This is a genomic window from Clostridium sp. C8, from assembly GCF_001010885.1.
Taxonomy (GTDB): Bacteria; Bacillota; Clostridia; order Clostridiales; family Clostridiaceae; genus Clostridium; species Clostridium sartagoforme.
The window spans coordinates 1-18,590 of the sequence record NZ_LBMX01000107.1 but is presented as its reverse complement, the minus strand read 5'-3'; the positions used below and the strand labels follow the sequence as shown (position 1 = coordinate 18,590).

Here is an 18,590-nt window from a genome sequence, read left to right as displayed (position 1 = left end):
TAGTCTAAGACTGGAAGCTATTTTAAAGAAGTTTATATTGAAGTTCCCTCAGGAGTCCTAGAAGTGAAATTAACAGTAGTTTCTAGCGGTTTTAATCGTTATTTAAATTTGAGTTGGGTTGTGAAATTATAAATTTTATAACCAATTAGGGTGGTAACGCGGCACTTCGTCCCTTTTATAGGGGGACGAAGTTTTTTTATTCTTTAGGAAATTATAAAAAGTTTATTCTTAATATAACTTTTTATAATTTTCTTCCTTCAGTTTTCAAGTGGGCATATGTAAGTTTGCGTTGACTTGGAGCGAAGTAATGGAATAAGTAAATTTACATATGTCCATTTTTTATTTTAATCAAAAAGGAGGAACAAATATGCAAGAAAAGTTAATTGCTATTAAAGAAAATGCATTTAATGAATTAACAAATGTAAATGCTAGCTCAGAGTTAGAAGAAATAAGAGTAAAATATTTAGGTAAAAAAGGAGAGCTAACTACTATATTAAGAGGAATGGGATCATTATCTCAAGAAGAAAGACCAATAGTAGGAAAGCTCGTAAATGTAGTAAAAAAAGAAGTTGAAGATAAGATTGAAGAAATATCAAGAGAAATTAAGGAAAAAGAAAAAAATGCTAAATTGGCATCAGAAGTTATAGATATATCTCTTCCGGGAAAGAAAAATTTAATTGGTAAGAGACATCCTCTGGATTTAACTTTAGAAAGTATGAAAAATATATTTATATCAATGGGATTTACAGTAGAAGAAGGGCCAGAAGTAGAATTAGATCATTACAATTTTGAAGCTTTAAATATTCCAAAGGATCATCCAGCTAGGAGCGAGCAAGATACTTTTTATATAAATGATAATCTAGTATTAAGAACACAAACTTCACCAGTTCAAATTAGAGTTATGGAAAATCAAGCTCCACCAATAAAAATGATAGCTCCAGGTAAGGTATATAGATCAGATGCAGTTGATGCAACTCACTCACCTATATTTTATCAAATGGAAGGACTTGTAATTGATAAAGGAGTTACATTTGCAGATTTAAAAGGAACTTTAGAGCTTTTTGCAAAAAAGATGTTTGGAGATAAGGTTAAAACTAAGTTTAGACCTCACCATTTCCCATTTACAGAACCTTCAGCAGAAATGGATGCAACTTGCTTTGTATGTGAAGGCAAAGGATGTAGGGTATGTAAAGGAAGTGGCTGGATAGAGCTTTTAGGTTGCGGTATGGTTCATCCACAAGTATTAAGAAATTGTGGTATAGACCCAGAAGTTTACAGTGGATTTGCCTTCGGATTTGGTGTTGATAGAATGGTTATGCTTAAGTATGGAATAGATGATATTAGGCTATTATACGAAAGTGATATGAGATTTTTAAATCAATTTTAATTATAGGAGGTAAAAGAGATGAAAGTGCCATTTAATTGGTTAAAAGATTATGTTGAAGTGAATATAGACGCAAAAGAACTTGGAGATAGATTAACATTATCAGGATCAGCAGTAGAAGAAGTTATTACTCAAGGTGATACAATTAAAAATGTAGTTACTGGAAAAATTGTTGAAATAACTGCACATCCAGATGCTGATAAATTAAATGTTTGTCAAGTTGATATAGGAGCAGCCGAAAAAATTCAAATTGTTACAGCTGCAACAAATATGAAAGAAGATGATGTAGTACCAGTTGCTCTTCATAAATCAATTTTAGCAGATGGAACAGAAATTAAAAAAGGTAAGCTTAGAGGAGTAGTATCTAATGGTATGTTCTGTTCAGAAGAAGAACTTGGAATAGCTGGAGATGAACCAGTTCATGGTTTAATGATCTTACCTAAAGATGCACCACTAGGGATAGACATAAAAGAGTATTTAGGTCTTAATAAATCAATATTAGATTTTGAAATAACTTCAAATAGACCAGATTGTTTAAGTATTGTTGGTATGGCTAGAGAAACAGCAGCAACTCTTAATACATCTTATAAAATGCCAAGTTTTAATTATGAAGTAAAGAATTCTGAAAATATTAATAATAAATTAAATGTTGAAGTTAAAGATTCTTTATGTAGAAGATATATGGCAAGAGGCGTTAAGAATGTTAAGGTTATGCCTTCACCAGGTTGGATGCAAGAAAGATTATTAGAAGCTGGTGTTAGACCTATAAATTGCATAGTTGATATAACTAACTTTGTAATGCTAGAACTTGGAGAACCAATGCATGCTTTTGATGCAAGAGAAATTAAAAGCGGGAAAATAGTTGTAGAAAGAGCTAAAGATGCAGAAACTTTCATTACTTTAGATGAAACTGAAAGAAAGTTAGATTCTAGTTTCTTATGCATAAAAGATGGAGATAAAACTATAGCTTTAGCAGGAATAATGGGTGGATTAAATTCAGAAATTAAAGAAGATACAAATGAAGTTATATTTGAATGTGCAAACTTTGATGGAACTAATATAAGAGTTAACTCTAAAAAGCTTAATTTAAGAACTGAAAGTTCATCAAGATTTGAAAAAGACATAGATCCAAACCTTGCAAGTCTTGCAATAGATAGAGCTTGTGCTTTAATTTGTGAACTTGGATGTGGTGAAGTAATGGAAGGAACTATTGATGTATACACTCAAAAGAAAGAAGAGGGAAGTATTACAGTAGATTCTAATTGGATAAATAAATTCTTAGGAACAGAGATATCAAAAGAAGATATGAAAAGATATCTTGATTCTTTAGATTTAAAGACTGAAATTGCAAATGATGATTTGGTTATAAAGATACCAACATTTAGAATAGATATAGCAATTAAAGAAGATATAGCTGAAGAAGTTGCAAGAATATATGGATATGATAAAATTCCAACAACAATATTTAAGGTATCTACTGAAAGAGAGCCTAAATATAAAAATGAAATATTAACTGAAGAAGTTATAGATACTATGATAGGAAGTGGATTAAATCAATCCATCAGCTATTCTTTTGTATCACCTAAAGTTTTTGATAAAATCAATTTACCAGAAAATAGTGATTTAAGAAATGTTGTAAAGATTAAAAATCCACTTGGCGAAGATTATTCTGTAATGAGAACAACTACTATTCATTCAATGATGGAATCTTTAGGAAGAAATTATTCAAGAAATAATGAATATGCCAGATTATTTGAGGTTGGTAAGATATATATACCAAACGAAGATGAAACTGTTCTTCCAACTGAAAAGAATATTTTAACAATTGGTATGTATGGAGATTGCGATTATTTAGATTTAAAGGGAGTTGTAGAAAATATTGTTGAATCTTTAGGTTTAAATAAAGTAACATTTGCTCGTGAAGCTGAAAATCCTAGCTATCACCCAGGTAAAACTGCTGCTTTAATGATTGGCAAATCAAGAGTAGGGGTATTAGGTGAAGTTCACCCTGATGTTTCGGAAAACTATGGCGTTGATGTTAATTGCTATTTAGCTGAGTTAGATTTAGATTTATTATTTAATGGTGCTGAAACAACTAAGAAGTATAAGCCACTTCCAAAGTTCCCAGCAGTTACAAGAGATATAGCTCTATTGGTAAATGATGAAGTGTTAGTACAAGAAATTGAAGACACTATTAAAAAAGCTGGTGGAAACTTAGTTGAAAAAGTAAAATTATTTGATATTTATAAAGGTGCTCAAATACCAGAGGGTAAAAAAAGTATAGCTTATGCAATTGCATATAGAGATGAAAAAAAGACACTTACTGATAATGATGTCAATAAAGTTCACGATAAGATATTAAGAAGCCTTGAATATAAATTAGGTGCAACTTTAAGATAATAGATAGTAAATAAAAGATACTTTAGAGTTAATATTATTAGTCTAAAGTATCTTTTATTATTTTATTTATAATTAGATTATAACTATATTATAATTATATATACATTCTTTGGAATATTTATGTTAGAATTATATTAGTTATAATTATTATGTTAATGAGGTGTGTTATGAATACTATAACTATTAAGATAAATGGGATTGAATATAATCTAAAAGGAAGAGAAAATGAAGAGTATTTATTACAAGTTGTAAAATATGTAGATGGAAAAGTTAGAGATATTATGGCAAATAATAGGAAGTTGAGTTCTACAGCATCAGCTACACTTGTTTCATTAAATATAGCAGATGAATTATTTAAAGCAGATATAGAAATAGAAGAATTAATGAAAAAAAATACTTCTCTAGAAGAAAGAAACATAACATTAAAAGAAAGAATAAAAGAAATTAAAGAAGAAGCAGAAATCCTTGAGTTTAATAGTAATAAAGAGATAGACAAATTAAACAAATTAATAAATGAATTGAACAAAAGGATTTTAGAGGATGAAGAATTAAAAAATAAAGTTAAGCTTCTTGAAAAAGAAGAGAAGGAAAATAAACTTTTAAAAGAAAAGATATTAAGTTTAGAAACAGAAATATCTTCTAAGGAAATAAAAATTAATGAGCAATTATCATTAGAGTCAGAAATAAATTCTTTAAGAAATGAAAATTCAATACTAAGAGAAGAATTAGAAAATTATTATAAAGAATTAGAAAATTTAAAAGAAAGTAATTACTTGTTGAAAAATAATGAAATGGGGTACAAAGAAAAATTCATTAAACTTAATGAGGAATGTAAGATAATAGAAGAGGATTTTAAAAAGACAAAGGCAGAAAAGGAATCATTAAAGCAAAGAAACAAAGAAATAAAATTCCAATTACAAAATTCAAAATATAAGGTATTAGATTTAGAAAAGAAATTAATTGATACACAAGTAAAGCTAGCAATAGAAAAAAGACATAGAAATGCTTTACTAAAAGATGTTTAGTCAGTATATTATTTCTATAAAGGCAGCTTGATTTTGTTAATTAAGCTGTTTTTATATTAAATAAAACAACTTAATTTCTAGCAATAGAAAAAAATTATAAATTGTGATATATATAATTAGTGAAGATAAAAGCATAATAAACTAAAGTTTAGGAGAAGTATTTATGAATAAAGTAGAAATTTTAGCTCCAGCTGGGAGCATGGAAAGTCTTGTAGCGGCAATGAATAAGGGAGCAGATGCGGTTTATTTAGGTGGAAATAAGTTTTCAGCTAGAGCATATGCATCTAATTTTGATAATGATAATATGATAAAAGCTGTTGATTATGTACATAGCTATGGAGCTAAGGTTTACGTAACATTAAATACTATATTAAAAGAAAATGAAATTGAAGAAGCAGTTAGATATGTAGGTTTTTTATATGAAATAGGAGTAGATGCAATAATACTGCAAGATTTAGGATTATTTAAAAGAATAAAAGAAGATTATCCCGATTTTGAAATACATGCATCTACACAAATGACTATACATAATGGAGAAGGTGCACTATTTTTTAAAGAAAGAGGTTTTCATAGAATAGTTTTATCTAGGGAACTATCTGTAGATGAAGTTAAATATATTTCTAAAGATTTAGGAATAGAAACAGAAATATTTGTTCATGGTGCATTATGTATTTCATACTCAGGTCAATGCCTTATGAGTTCCATGATAGGTGGTAGAAGTGGAAATAGAGGTAGATGCGCTCAGCCTTGCAGAATGGGATATACATTAAAGGGAAATACATCTGGAGAAAGAAAGGCTTATCTTTTAAGTCCTAAGGATACATGCACAATAGAAGACATGAAAGATATTATAGATTCAGGAACATATTCACTGAAAATAGAAGGAAGAATGAAAAGACCAGAATATGTTGCAGGAGTAGTAGAAAATTATAAAAATGCAGTAGAAAAGGAATTATACAATACAGAATATAATGTTAGCAAAGGAAAAAGAGAATTATTACAGCTATTTAATAGGGGTGGATTCTCTAAGGCTTATTTACATAAAAATGTTGGAATGGATATGATGAGTTTTAAACATCCAAGAAATACGGGAGTACCTCTAGGAAAAATAGAGAAAAATGGAGAAATAGTTTTAAAAGAAGATATTGCTTTAGGTGATGGATTTAGGTTTATGGAAAGTGGATATTCAATAAATAAAATTATAACTAATGGAAAAGAAGTAAAAGAAGCAAAAAGAGGAGAAAGAGTTAAAATATTTCCAATTGCTTATAAGGTAGGGGATAAGATATTTAAATCATTAGATAGAAAACTGTTTGATTCTTTAGAGGATTCTATAAAACCATATAATAGAAAAATTTCCTTAAAAGCAAATGTTACTTTTAAAGTTGCAGAACCATTAAGAATAAGCATAGAATATAATGATAAGAATTATGAATTTTTAGGCGAAATTGTTGAAAAGGCAGAAAAAAGACCTTTAGAAAAAGATAGAGTTATAGATTCACTATGTAAATCTGGAGAGAGCGCTTTCAAAATAGATGAAATTAATTTTGAAGCTTTTGAGGATGGATTTATAAGAGTTAGTGATTTGAATAACCTGAGAAGAGATGCTTTAGAAGGAGTTCAAAAATCTATTACAAAATCTTTTAGAAGAAAGAGACCTAAAAAATTAGATAAAATTGATAATATTAAGAGCAATGATATAAGTTTAGATATAATATATCAATGTATTACAAGAGAACAGCTTGATACTTTAATAGAAGAAGGTGTTAAGGATATAATAGTTGATGTGTTTAATAGGGATAAAGATGCTATTAATGTTAAAGATTTAATAGAAGTATCTCAAAATAAGCAACTTAATATATATTTAAAGGTTCCAAATATAATTAAGAGTGAATTTAATAATGTAATAAATATAATAGAAAAGGTAAAAGAATATATTAAAGGGATAGTGACTGTTAATGTTGGGATAATTCGTAATTATCAAGATGAAATGATGATAATAGGTGATTATAAACTTAATATAATAAATTCAGAAGCTTTAAAGTTTTATCAAAATGAAATTGATATTCCTACACTAAGTTTAGAGCTTAATAGGAAAGAAATTAAAAATATGCTAAAAGGAAATAGGGGGAATGTACAAGGAATAATATATGGCAAAACTGAGCTTATGATAAGTGAATATTGTCCTATTGGAAGTACTTTTGGTGAAAAATCATCGTGTAAGGATTGTAATTTAGCATGTACAAGAGATGAGTTTACACTAATAGATAGAATGAATGAAAAATTTAGAGTAATGACTGATATTTTCTGCAGAAGCTATATTTTAAATCCTTATCCATTGAATCTTATTGAAGAAAAAGATGATTTAAAAAATCTTGGAATAAATTCCTTTAGAGTTGAATTTAGAGATGAAAATTCAAATGAGGTAAAAAAAGTATTAAGAATGATAAGAGGAGAGGAAAAAGTTAATACTAATACTTATACAAAAGGTCATTATAGAAGAGGGATAGAGTAGGAGAGAAAACATGAGCATTATATTACATAGGTATTTACTTTTAGGAGTAATATTATTAAATTTACTAGCTATATTAAGAAGTAGAAAGTTTGCAAATAATGCTAAAATAGTAAATGCTATTATTGAATATAGAAGAGAAGGTATTAAGTTAATAAAAGATTTTTGGAAAAAACAAATTATAATGATTGCAATAGGAGTAACATTATTTTTATTAGCTATATTAATTAAAGAAAATGATAATAAGATTGCAATTAATACATTTTCACTTATAAATTATTTATATGTGTTGATTTCAGTAGTATTAGTTACGTATAACTATAATAATTTTAATAGAGAAATATCTAATTTATTAAACAAAATTAAAAGTTAGGGTAATGAAGAGGAGATATTATGGAAGAAAGAACTCTTAGAGTGTTAGAATTTAATAAGATAAAAGAAAAACTAAAAGAATATGCAGTAACATATGGTGGAAAAGAAATTATAAATAATCTTAGACCTTACGACACTGTATTTGAAGTTAAAAATAAACTTAAGGAAAGTAACGAAGCATTAGATTTATTAATAACAAAAGGAAATCCTCCTTTTGAAGGATTATTTGATGTTAGAGAGGGAATAGAAAGAGCTAAAAAAGGAGGAGTATTATCAGCCGGACAATTGCTAAGAATTGGCGGTATGTTAAAATGTTCAAGAAGATTTAAGGAATATATCTCTAGAAGAGAAGATGAAGTTCCTCATATAATTCTAGAAGATTTAGCATATATATTAACTCCTATTAAAAGTCTTGAAGAAATTATAGAAATTTCTATAATTTCTGAAGAGGAAATAAGTGACAGAGCAAGTAGTACATTAAATGGAATAAGAAGAAATTTAAAGGAAAAAAATTCTTCTGTAAGAGATAAAATAAATTCAATTGTAAGATCCAATGCAAAGTACCTTCAAGATGCCTTATATACAATGAGGGGAGATAGATATGTTTTACCCGTAAAGGCTGAATATAAGGGAGCAGTTCCAGGACTTGTACATGATCAAAGCTCAACTGGAGCAACATTATTTATAGAACCTATGAGTCTTGTTAATTTAAATAATGAAATAAAGGAACTTAAGCTTAAAGAAAAAGCAGAGATCGAAAGAATATTAATGGATTTATCTAATAGGGTTTATGAAAATATTGAAACTGTGGAATCTAATTATAAAATTCTTACAGAGCTAGATTTTATATTTGCAAAAGGAAAATATGCTTCTAGTTTAAATGCTGTTTGTCCAGATGTTAATGAAGATAGAAGTTTTGATATAATTCATGGAAGACATCCTTTAATTGATCCTAAAATAGTTGTCCCTTCTGATATTTATTTAGGAAATGAGTTTAATACATTAATGATTACTGGTCCTAATACTGGAGGTAAGACAGTAACATTAAAAACTGTAGGATTATTACATTTAATGGGGCTTAGTGGACTTTTAATACCAGCAAAAGATGCTTCAACTATAAGCTTTTTCACAAAGATATTTGCTGATATAGGTGATGAGCAAAGTATAGAGCAATCTTTATCCACTTTTTCATCTCATATGACTAATATAGTAAAAATAATGAAGGAAGCAGATAAGAACTCACTAGTTTTATTTGATGAATTAGGTTCAGGTACTGATCCGGTTGAGGGTGCAGCATTAGCAATAGCTATAATAGACACATTAAGAGAAAAAGAAGCAAGATTAATTGCTACAACACATTATAGTGAATTAAAAGGATATGCATTAAGGACACCTGGTATTGAGAATGCATCTGTTGAATTTGATGTTGAAACATTAAGGCCTACGTATAGGCTTTTAATAGGTATTCCGGGAAAATCAAATGCATTTGAAATCTCAAAAAGGCTAGGGCTTCAAGATGAAGTAATAAATAAGGCTAAAAGTAACATTTCTTCAGAAAACCTTCAATTTGAAGATTTAATAAGAGATCTTCAAGAAAAAAGCATTTTAGCCAATAGAGATGCTAGAGAAGCTAAAAGAATAAAATTAGAAGCAGAAGACTTTAAAAAGAAGTATGATGATAAGCTTAAAAAGTTAGAAGAAGTTAGAGATAAAGCTTATAATGATGCTAGAAGAGAGGCAAAAGATATTATAGCTAAAGCAAAAGACGAGGCAGATGAAATATTAAAGGCGATGAGAGAACTCGAAAAGCTTGGAATTGCTCAAGGTGGTAGGGCTAGACTAGAAGAAGAAAGAAAAAAACTTAAAGATAGCTTAGAAAAAAAGGAAAATTCATTATATAAAACAAGAGAAAATACAGGAGAAGCCATTGAAAAGGTAATTTTGGGAATGGATGCATATCTTCCTTCGTTAAATCAAAATGTAATAATAATTTCAATGCCTGATTCAAAAGGAGAAGTTCAAGTAGAAGCAGGTATAATGAAAATAAATGTTAAATTAAAGGATTTGAGAAAAGTTAATGATAAACCAGTAAAAAAAGAAAAGAAAAAAAGAGAACTTAAGCTAAACTTGAAATCAATAGATAGCAGAGTTGACTTAAGAGGGATGGATGCAGAAGAAGCTTGCTACAAAGCAGATAAATATTTAGATGAAGCTTATATGGCTAATTTAGGAGAAGTAACAATAGTTCATGGAAAAGGAACGGGAATTTTAAGAAAAGCTATAAATGATATGCTAAAAAGACATCCACATGTTAAGAGTTATAGACTAGGTGAGTATGGTGAAGGTGGAGATGGAGTTACAATAGCAATTCTTAAATAAAATAATAATTAAAATACTATTAAGATAAAAAGAGACTCATGTTTTAGAGTCTTTTTTTATGTTATAATTATATAAGAAAAGAGGTGTGCTATGTATATTATAAGTAGTTGTTTATGTGGAGTTAATTGTAAATATAGTGGAGGAAATAACTTAAATCATAAATGTTTAGATCTTTTAAAAGAAGGTAAAGCTGTATTAGTATGCCCTGAACAACTAGGGGGACTCCCTACACCACGAACTCCTGCAGAAATACAAGGTAGTTCAGAAGGAATTTTAAATGGTAATGATAAAATTATAACTAAAGAAAATATAGATGTTACTAAGGAATTTTTAAAGGGTGCATATGAAACTTTACATATAGCTAAATTAAGTAATATAAATAAAGCGATATTAAAGGATGGAAGTCCATCATGTGGAGTAAATTATGTTTATGATGGTAATTTTAATGGGACAAAAACACAGGGAAAAGGTTTGACGGCTACTATTTTAGATAAATATGGAATAGATGTTATAAGTGATATTGACTTGGAAGGAGAATAACTATGGGAATATTTGATATTTTAAAAAAAATTAAAAGAAAATCTAATGAAGATGAGTATGATGAATATTATGAATATGAATTTGAAGAAAAATTAGAAAGTTTAAAAAAAGTTGATAATAGAGTTAATGATGAATCTAATGAAGAAGTTTATGAAAAAAAAGAAGTAGAAGCATATGAAGATAAAGAGGATATAAATATAAAAGAAGAAGTTAAACTAACAAAAGAAGAAATTGAAGAATTACTTTTAAATGAAATTTTAAAAGTAATTGAAGTATATGATGATTTCGATAAGGTAAAAATAGCAGCAAGAGAAGCCGCTAATAATATTGGTAAAGAATATTTAAATGAGTTGCCAAACTATTTAAATGGTAGAATACACAGACCAAGTAGATTCATAGACAAATATGATGATATTGGGGAATGGACTATAATTGTTGAAAACTCTGTTCTAATGATAATTTATAGCTTTAAGGAAGATGCTGTAGCTGTATTACAAAGAATATCTCAAAGAAATTCTAATTTGAATCTTAAGGCTACAAATTTGTTATGCAAGTTAGCAAGTGAAAATACTAAGACTGATGAAATAGTAAATTCAATAATGAATAATTTGATTGCTTTTAACGATGAAAACAAGATTATAATTTTAGGTTTTATGTCTCAAATTAAAGAAAATAATCAAGTAATTGGCCTTATCCAACATTTTTATAAAAGTTTTATAAAAAGTGGAGAAATAGAAAATGCTTATAAAACTTTAAAACATTTAATAAATGCTGCAGAAAGGTTTACAAATGGGCATTTAAACTTTTTAAAATCACTAGCTATGGGTAAAAATACTCTTAACTTAGAAGAAATAACAGCTATTGAAGAAAATGATCCTAAAAGTGTACGAATGGATAAAGTTGATGACTATCTAAGAGTAGATGCGGCTATAACATATTATACTTTAAATCAAAAAGATGATGATATAAACAGCAAACTTTATTATTTAAGTGAATATTCATTAGATAAAAATTTAAGAAATAAAATAAAATCATTATTAAAGCTATAATATATAAATTAAGTAGATTGATATATTTATAAAATATCAATAAGTTTATATTTTTGTTATTAATTATTAAATATATAATTAAATTTAAAACTAATGAAATATTATCTAGATTTTATAATAAAAATATATTTTAACTATAAATAATTTTTGTTATAATGCTAAATAGTAATGGAGGGATAAGCTTTGACAAAAAGTAAATCGAAAAGAAAAAAACAAATGTTAAAAAGAAGAATTATAGCATTAATTATTTTTGGAATAGTTATAGGTGGAGTTGTTTATACCCCTATTAAATTAAAGCATATTAATTTATTGCAAATAGAAGCAAAGGCAAGTGAACGTTTTAATAATAAAATGAGTTTTATAGAAGACTATAAGAAAATTAAGGAGAATTTCAGTAATTTATATGCATCAGATGATAAACTACAAGAAATAAGTGAATCTATTGATGTAATAGATGAAAAACTGTCAAATGGAGTTAGCGAAGAAGTTGAAAGTTTAATTTCTACATTAAAATCAGTTATAAGTGATTTAAGTGCAGCTAATCAAATAGAACTTGAAAATATATTCAATGATGTAAATAGTGACAATATTAATAATTTTACTGAAGAAGAAATGAATAAGGTTAATGAATACACAAATGAATACAATCAATTATTTAGCAAAGAAAAATATAAACAAGCAAAGGAAACTTTAAATTTATTAAGTAATTATATAAGTGAAACAAAAAAAGTTGCTAGCGAAAGAAAAATAAAAGAAACTTATGAACAAAAATCAAATGAAGATTCTAGTTTAAGAGAACCAAAATATATAAATGGAATATTGATTGTAAATAAAGAATTTGGATTACCTGATAGTTTTTTACCTGGCGAAAGTGCTGAAGCGAGACAAGCTTTTGAAAATATGAAAGCAGATGCAGCAAAAGAAGGAATATACCTTAATGCTTTTTCGACTTATAGAAGCTATTGGAGTCAAAATATATTATATTGGAACTATGTTTCAAATTACGGACAAGATCCTACAGATACATTTTCTGCAAAAGCGGGTTTTAGCGAACATCAGACAGGACTGGCTTTTGATATTGGAGGTTTAGATAGATATCTTTGGGCAGAAGAAGATTTTAAATATACTGATGAAGCAAAATGGTTAAAAAGTAATAGTTATAAATATGGATTTATTCTAAGATATCCAGAAGGCAAAGAATGGAAGACGGGATACATGCATGAATCTTGGCATTTTAGATATATTGGAGTAGATCATAGTATAAATTTTAAAGATAGTGATTTAACATTAGAAGAATATTTAGGATTATAAGGGGATGTCGTAGACATCCCCTTATAATATAAGTTTTATATTTATATTAATAATATAATTTTAAAGCTTATTTTGTAACTATTTTAATATTTTCAACAGTTAAATCTTCCGTCCCTTGAACATAAAGATTAGCCCTCTTTAAGTCATGAACATAATCAACAATTTCTTGTGTTATTTCCTCACCTGGACAAAGTACTGGAATTCCTGGTGGATATGCAAGTAAAAACTCACCTGAAATTTTTCCTATACTATCTTTTAAAGAAATTGAAGTTTTATTACTATAAAAAGCTTCTCTTGGGTTAAGAATTTTTCTAGGTATTGTAGGAATATCTAAAAAGTCTTGAATAGGTTCTCTTTTACCATAGTAATCATTTGATATTTCTTTAAGGGCAGATAATAATCTATCCATGCCTTCTTTGGTATCTCCAAAAGAACCAACTGCAAGTACATTATAAAAATCGGATAATTCCATTTGTATATGATACTTATCTGCTAAAATCATATCAAGTTCAAAGCCGGTAATTCCAAGTTCTCTTGAAGATATAGTAAGTTTTGTAGAATCAAAAGAATAAGAACCAGGTTTTCCAAGAACTTCTTCCCCAAAACAATAGAATCCAGGAATTTTATTTATTTCATCCCTAGTATATTTGCAAAGTTCTATAGCTTTTTCAAGTAAACTCCTTCCTTCTAATGCAATTTGTCTTCTAGCACAATCTAAAGAAGCCATCAATATGTAAGAAGGGGAGGTTGTTTGCATTAAATTTAAAATTTGTTGAACTCTTGTAGGATTAACATATTTACTTTTAACATGCAATAAAGATCCTTGAGTTAAAGATCCAATTATTTTATGGGTACTTTGAGCACATATGTCAGCGCCTGCTTCTAAAGCAGACATAGGTAACTTTTCTGAAAAAGCTAAATGAGGTCCATGAGCTTCATCCACTATTAAAGGTATGCCATAGCTATGAACTATATCAGCAATTTTCTTTATATCTGTTGCTACACCATAATAAGTAGGATTTATAATTAATACAGCTTTAGCATCTTTATTTTCTTTAAGAGTTTTTTCAACTGTCTCAGGAGTTACCCCGTGAGCAATTCCGAGTTTTTTATCAATTTCAGGCTCCATAAAAATAGGAATAGCACCACTTAGAATAATACCAGAAGTTACTGATTTATGTACATTTCTAGGAATTATTATTTTATCTCCATCATTAACTACAGAAAGTATCATAGCTTGTATAGCACCTGATGTACCATGAATAGAAAAAAATGACGAATGTGAATTATAAGCATCAGCTACTAATTCCTGAGCTTTTTTTATAGGTCCTGTTGGATGATGTAAACTATCAACTAATTTAAAGACCGTAACATCTATTTTAAATGGATTTTCACCTATAAAATCCTTAAATTCTTTGTCTATACCTACTCCTTTTTTGTGTCCAGGAACATGAAATGGAAGAGTATCTCTATTTACATATTCTTTAAGAGCATCAAAAAGAGGAGTTTCAGCTTGATTTAATTTATACAATTAGAACACCTTCTCTCTTATAAATATTATTGATTAATCAATAAGTTTTATACAAACATTAATATTATATTTTATTAGCTTCAACTATGCAATAAAATACTAAGCAATATTAAAAGAAATATGTAATTAAGTGAAATTTGAATAAAAAATAGCATTTGTGACAAGAATATTTAAAGAGAATCTTGTTAATTAGGAGGAATTATCTTGAATAGCTTAAACTTAAATAAGAGAGAAGCAAATATACCAAACAATGCTAAGAAGTTAAGAAGAACAGGGAGGGTGCCAGGAATATTATATGGAAAAAATTCTAAGGACTTCATGTTTGAAGTAGGAGAATTAGATCTTTGTAGAGAAATTTCTAAAACTGGTGAACATGGAGTTTTAAATTTTGAACTAGATGGCAGTAGTAGTCATAAGGCATTAATAAAAGATCTTCAAAGAGATCCTGTATCACATAAAATAATTCATCTAGACTTAGAAGAATTAGAACAAAATCAAAAAATTATATCCTCTGTTCCTATTCACTATGTAGGAGAAAATAATTTAAATAAAAGGGGAATGGTATTACAAAAAGAAAGAGGAAGTATAAAAGTTGAATGTACAGCTGATACATTACCAAAGCATATAGATATAAATATTAATGATAGTAATAACGGATATGTTTATAGGGTCGGTGATTTGGAAGTTGCTTCTGAGCTTTCAATAATTGATGATTTAGAGACTGTAATAGCTTCAGTAACTTATGAAAGAAAAACTGTAAGCGATGATATGGAAGAAATAGAAGAAGAAAATAGTCATAAATAAACAAAAAATACCTCGAAAAATGTAAAGAGATACAATGTTTTATCTCTTTATATTTTTTTATTCCATAATCAAAATCTTTAGTGTATAATATTACCTGATTATTAGTTTTAGGAGGGGTAGCATGTTATATAGAGAAAAATATAATGATTGGTTAGAGTCAAAGATAGTTGATGAAAAGATGAAAGATGAATTAAGATCAATAAAGGATGAAAATGAAATTGAAGATAGATTTTATAAAGATCTTGAATTTGGTACAGGTGGACTTAGAGGGATAATTGGTGCTGGAAGTAACAGAATGAATATATATACTGTATCTAAAGCTACTCAAGGTTTTGCAAATTATTTAAATAAAAGTTTTGAAAATCCATCAGTGGCAATAGCATATGATTCAAGAAATATGTCAAAAGAGTTTTCAAAAGCTGCAGCTTTAACTCTTTGTGCAAACAATATCAAAGTATATTTATATGAAGATTTAAGGCCAACTCCAATGCTTTCTTTTGCAGTAAGATACTTAAATTGTACTGGAGGAATTGTTGTTACAGCTTCACATAATCCAAAAGAGTATAATGGTTATAAAGTATATGATGAATTTGGTGGTCAAGTTACTGATGAAAAGGCAAATATAATAATAAATGAAGTTAACAAAATAGGTAATTTTGATGAAATAAATACTATGAAAGAAGAAGAAGCTTTAGAAAAAGAATTATTGGTATATACAGGTGAAGAACTAGATAAAGCTTATATTGATTCTGTAAAGAGTTTAACTATTAGAAAAGAACTAGTAAAAGAAAAGGCAAATGATTTAAAAGTTATATATACACCAATACATGGATCTGGAAATATGCCAGTAAGAAGAGTTCTTAAGGAACTTGGATATACAGGCGTATGCGTAGTTAAGGAACAAGAAATGCCAGATGGAAACTTTCCAACTGCATCATATCCAAATCCAGAAGAACCAGCAGTATTTAAGTTAGCATTAGAAATGGCTAAAACAGAAAATCCAGATGTTATTTTTGCAACAGATCCAGATGCTGATAGAATTGGAGTTGTTGTAAAAGATAGTGAAGGTGAATATAGGGTATTAACAGGAAATCAAACAGGATTATTATTAACTCAATATATTTTAGATGCTTTAAAAGAAGAAGGAAAGTTATCAGAAGATGGAGTTATAATTAAAACAATAGTAACTACAGATGGAACTAAGAAAATTGCTGAAGCATATAATGTTGAATTAATAGAGGTTCTAACTGGATTTAAATATATTGGTGAAAAAATACAAGGATTTGAAGTTAATAAAAATAAAACTTATCTTTTTGGTTTCGAAGAAAGTTATGGATATTTAGCAGGAGATTTTGTTAGAGATAAGGATGCTGTAATAGCAGCTATGTTAATAGCAGAAATGACTTTATTCTATAAAGAAAAAGGTAAGAGCCTTTTTGATGGTTTAGTAGAATTATATGAAAAGTATGGATACTTTAAGGAAACTCTAGTATCTTTCGAGTTAAAAGGAAAAGAAGGAAGCGAAAAAATATCTAATTGTATTGATTCTTTAAGAAATGAAAAGCTTGTTGAAGTTAATGGAGTTAAGATAATTACTAAATATGACTATAAGCTAAGTGTTGAAGAAGATATGGCTACTGGAAGTAAAAAGGAAATTAATCTTCCAAAATCAAATGTTTTAAAGTTTGTTTTAGAAAATGGTGCGTGGTTTGTAGTAAGACCTTCAGGAACAGAGCCAAAAATGAAAGCTTATGTTGCAGTAGAAGGAAGTAGTTTAAAAGATTCAGAAGAACAATTAGAAAAGTTTAAAAATGAAGTAGTAAATTTAATTAATACTAAATTAAACTAAAGAGATTAAATTATAAAAAAATAATCAGTTAAGATAAATGAGGTAAGTTATTATATTAAATAGCTTACCTTTATTTAATATCTAAAAATATAAAACTTTAAAGCTATTGAAATATGTAGTATTATTTATAATAAAGCTATTTTTAAGGAGGTATATGTATTGGATTATAATGCAGAATTTAAAGAAAAATTAGGTAAATTATTGTTTTTAGAAATGGACAAAAAGGGATTTAAGGAAAGTATAAATATTCCTAGCTATGTAGATTTTAAAAATAAAGATTTATATTTACCTATTTCCCCAGAATACATAACATCAAATGTTAATAATGAAGTTAAAATTAAAAATTTGCCTATATATTATTTTATAGAAGGAATGTTTTTTGCTATAGGAGCAGATGAAAATCTAAGATTTAATGAGGATTATGAATTAATATTAACTTATATTAAGGATACAGAAAATTGTATAAAAAGTATAATTTCTAAGAAGATAAATGATGATAAGTTAATAGATGCTTATTTACTTTTAAAGGGATTCTATAGATACTCAAAAGATATTGATATTATGAGAAAACTTTTATTAGTAGGTGAGAGCTTAAGAGAGAAAGATAGTGCATTTAAAGAGATATTATTACAAGACATAGAGTATTGTGAAAAAAATATATTAAAGATTCCAGAAACTTATCTTTATAAAGCATTAATATTAAAGGATGATAAAGATTTTAAAGGAGCAAAAGTTGCAATTAATGAATATTTAAACAATGGTGGAAAAAGAACAGAAGATGTGAATATATTAATTGAGGATATTACTAATATTTCAAATTATGAAGTTGCAATAGAACATTTAAATGATGATCCTATTAAAACCATAAAGTTACTAATTGAACTTTTAGAAAAGTTTGATGACAACCCATTAATATATTATTATTTGGGGGTTGCTTATAGAAAGCTTGAAAATTATGAAAAAGCTATTTATTACTTAAATGAAAGCTTAGAAAGAGAAAGCGGAATATATGAAGTAGTGGTTGAACTTGGAATAAACTATGCATGTATAAATGATTTTGAAAGTGCAATTAAATACTTTAAAAAAGCCTTTGAGGCCACGAAGGAAGTAGAAATTTGTACAAATATTGTTATGTGCTATATGAATTTAAATAATTTAGAAGAGGCTAAATTACATTTAGATATAGCTAAGAAAATAAATTCTGAAGATGAAATAGTGAAAGACTTAGAAAAAATGTTAAATAAATAGATTTAAAATGCGAAGCATTTTTCAGTTCACAGCGCACAGTTCACAGTTTACAGTTTTTGGAATAAAGTAACAGGGAACAGGTTATGATATAAATTGCAAAGCAATTTATAAATGAAAGAATGAAAAAATTAAAACAACTGTGCACTGTGCCTTGTGAACTGTGAACTGAAAAATGCTTCGCAATTT

13 protein-coding genes and 1 other annotated feature (1 of these 14 running past the window's edge) are annotated in these 18,590 nt (G+C 27.6%); of the genes, 12 read left to right on the top strand and 1 reads right to left on the bottom strand.

Annotated features, from left to right (window positions below; translation table 11 throughout):
* Positions 1 to 177 (top strand) — a binding site (T-box leader); it begins 50 nt to the left of the window's first position.
* A gap of 190 nt (positions 178 to 367) precedes the next feature.
* The 9 genes from pheS to AAT22_RS17255 all read left to right on the top strand — a co-directional run bounded on the left by pheS (position 368) and on the right by AAT22_RS17255 (position 12,972).
* Positions 368 to 1,387, top strand: a complete 1,020-nt coding sequence (pheS, locus tag AAT22_RS17290) for a phenylalanine--tRNA ligase subunit alpha (protein ID WP_016206795.1) — start codon at positions 368 to 370, stop codon at positions 1,385 to 1,387.
* Between the two features lie 18 nt (positions 1,388 to 1,405).
* Positions 1,406 to 3,784, top strand: coding sequence for a phenylalanine--tRNA ligase subunit beta (gene pheT, locus AAT22_RS17285; protein ID WP_047002158.1), 2,379 nt, complete (start codon positions 1,406 to 1,408; stop codon positions 3,782 to 3,784).
* Positions 3,785 to 3,951: 167 nt separating this feature from the next.
* Positions 3,952 to 4,809, top strand: coding sequence for a cell division protein ZapA (gene zapA / locus AAT22_RS17280; RefSeq protein ID WP_047002157.1), 858 nt, complete (start codon positions 3,952 to 3,954; stop codon positions 4,807 to 4,809).
* Between the two features lie 163 nt (positions 4,810 to 4,972).
* The gene (locus AAT22_RS17275) at positions 4,973 to 7,324 is read left to right on the top strand and encodes a U32 family peptidase (protein ID WP_047002156.1); all 2,352 of its coding nucleotides are present in this window, start codon (positions 4,973 to 4,975) and stop codon (positions 7,322 to 7,324) included.
* Between the two features lie 10 nt (positions 7,325 to 7,334).
* The gene (locus tag AAT22_RS17270; protein WP_016206799.1) at positions 7,335 to 7,694 is read left to right on the top strand and encodes a hypothetical protein; all 360 of its coding nucleotides are present in this window, start codon (positions 7,335 to 7,337) and stop codon (positions 7,692 to 7,694) included.
* A 20-nt stretch (positions 7,695 to 7,714) separates the two neighbouring features.
* On the top strand, positions 7,715 to 10,072 hold the full coding sequence (locus tag AAT22_RS17265) for an endonuclease MutS2 (protein ID WP_016206800.1): 2,358 nt from the start codon (positions 7,715 to 7,717) through the stop codon (positions 10,070 to 10,072).
* 90 nt (positions 10,073 to 10,162) lie between these two features.
* Positions 10,163 to 10,612, top strand: coding sequence for a DUF523 domain-containing protein (locus AAT22_RS17260; protein WP_016206801.1), 450 nt, complete (start codon positions 10,163 to 10,165; stop codon positions 10,610 to 10,612).
* A gap of 2 nt (positions 10,613 to 10,614) precedes the next feature.
* Entirely contained in the window at positions 10,615 to 11,661 is a 1,047-nt protein-coding gene (locus AAT22_RS18675) for a hypothetical protein (protein WP_052954005.1), read from the top strand.
* Positions 11,662 to 11,844: 183 nt separating this feature from the next.
* Positions 11,845 to 12,972, top strand: coding sequence for a M15 family metallopeptidase (locus AAT22_RS17255; RefSeq protein ID WP_016206803.1), 1,128 nt, complete (start codon positions 11,845 to 11,847; stop codon positions 12,970 to 12,972).
* Positions 12,973 to 13,039: 67 nt separating this feature from the next.
* Here AAT22_RS17255 and AAT22_RS17250 read toward each other — a convergent pair whose 3' ends face one another.
* Positions 13,040 to 14,503, bottom strand: coding sequence for an aminotransferase class I/II-fold pyridoxal phosphate-dependent enzyme (locus tag AAT22_RS17250; RefSeq protein WP_047002155.1), 1,464 nt, complete (start codon positions 14,501 to 14,503; stop codon positions 13,040 to 13,042).
* Positions 14,504 to 14,707: 204 nt separating this feature from the next.
* On the opposite strand from AAT22_RS17250, the gene AAT22_RS17245 reads away from it, so the two are divergent.
* The 3 genes from AAT22_RS17245 to AAT22_RS17235 all read left to right on the top strand — a co-directional run bounded on the left by AAT22_RS17245 (position 14,708) and on the right by AAT22_RS17235 (position 18,404).
* Positions 14,708 to 15,307, top strand: a complete 600-nt coding sequence (locus AAT22_RS17245; RefSeq protein WP_047002154.1) for a 50S ribosomal protein L25 — start codon at positions 14,708 to 14,710, stop codon at positions 15,305 to 15,307.
* 121 nt (positions 15,308 to 15,428) lie between these two features.
* Entirely contained in the window at positions 15,429 to 17,156 is a 1,728-nt protein-coding gene (locus AAT22_RS17240; RefSeq protein ID WP_047002153.1) for a phospho-sugar mutase, read from the top strand.
* Between the two features lie 213 nt (positions 17,157 to 17,369).
* Positions 17,370 to 18,404 (top strand): tetratricopeptide repeat protein, encoded by a 1,035-nt coding sequence (locus tag AAT22_RS17235; protein ID WP_047002176.1) that lies wholly within the window; start codon positions 17,370 to 17,372, stop codon positions 18,402 to 18,404.
* Positions 18,405 to 18,590: the final 186 nt, after the last annotated feature.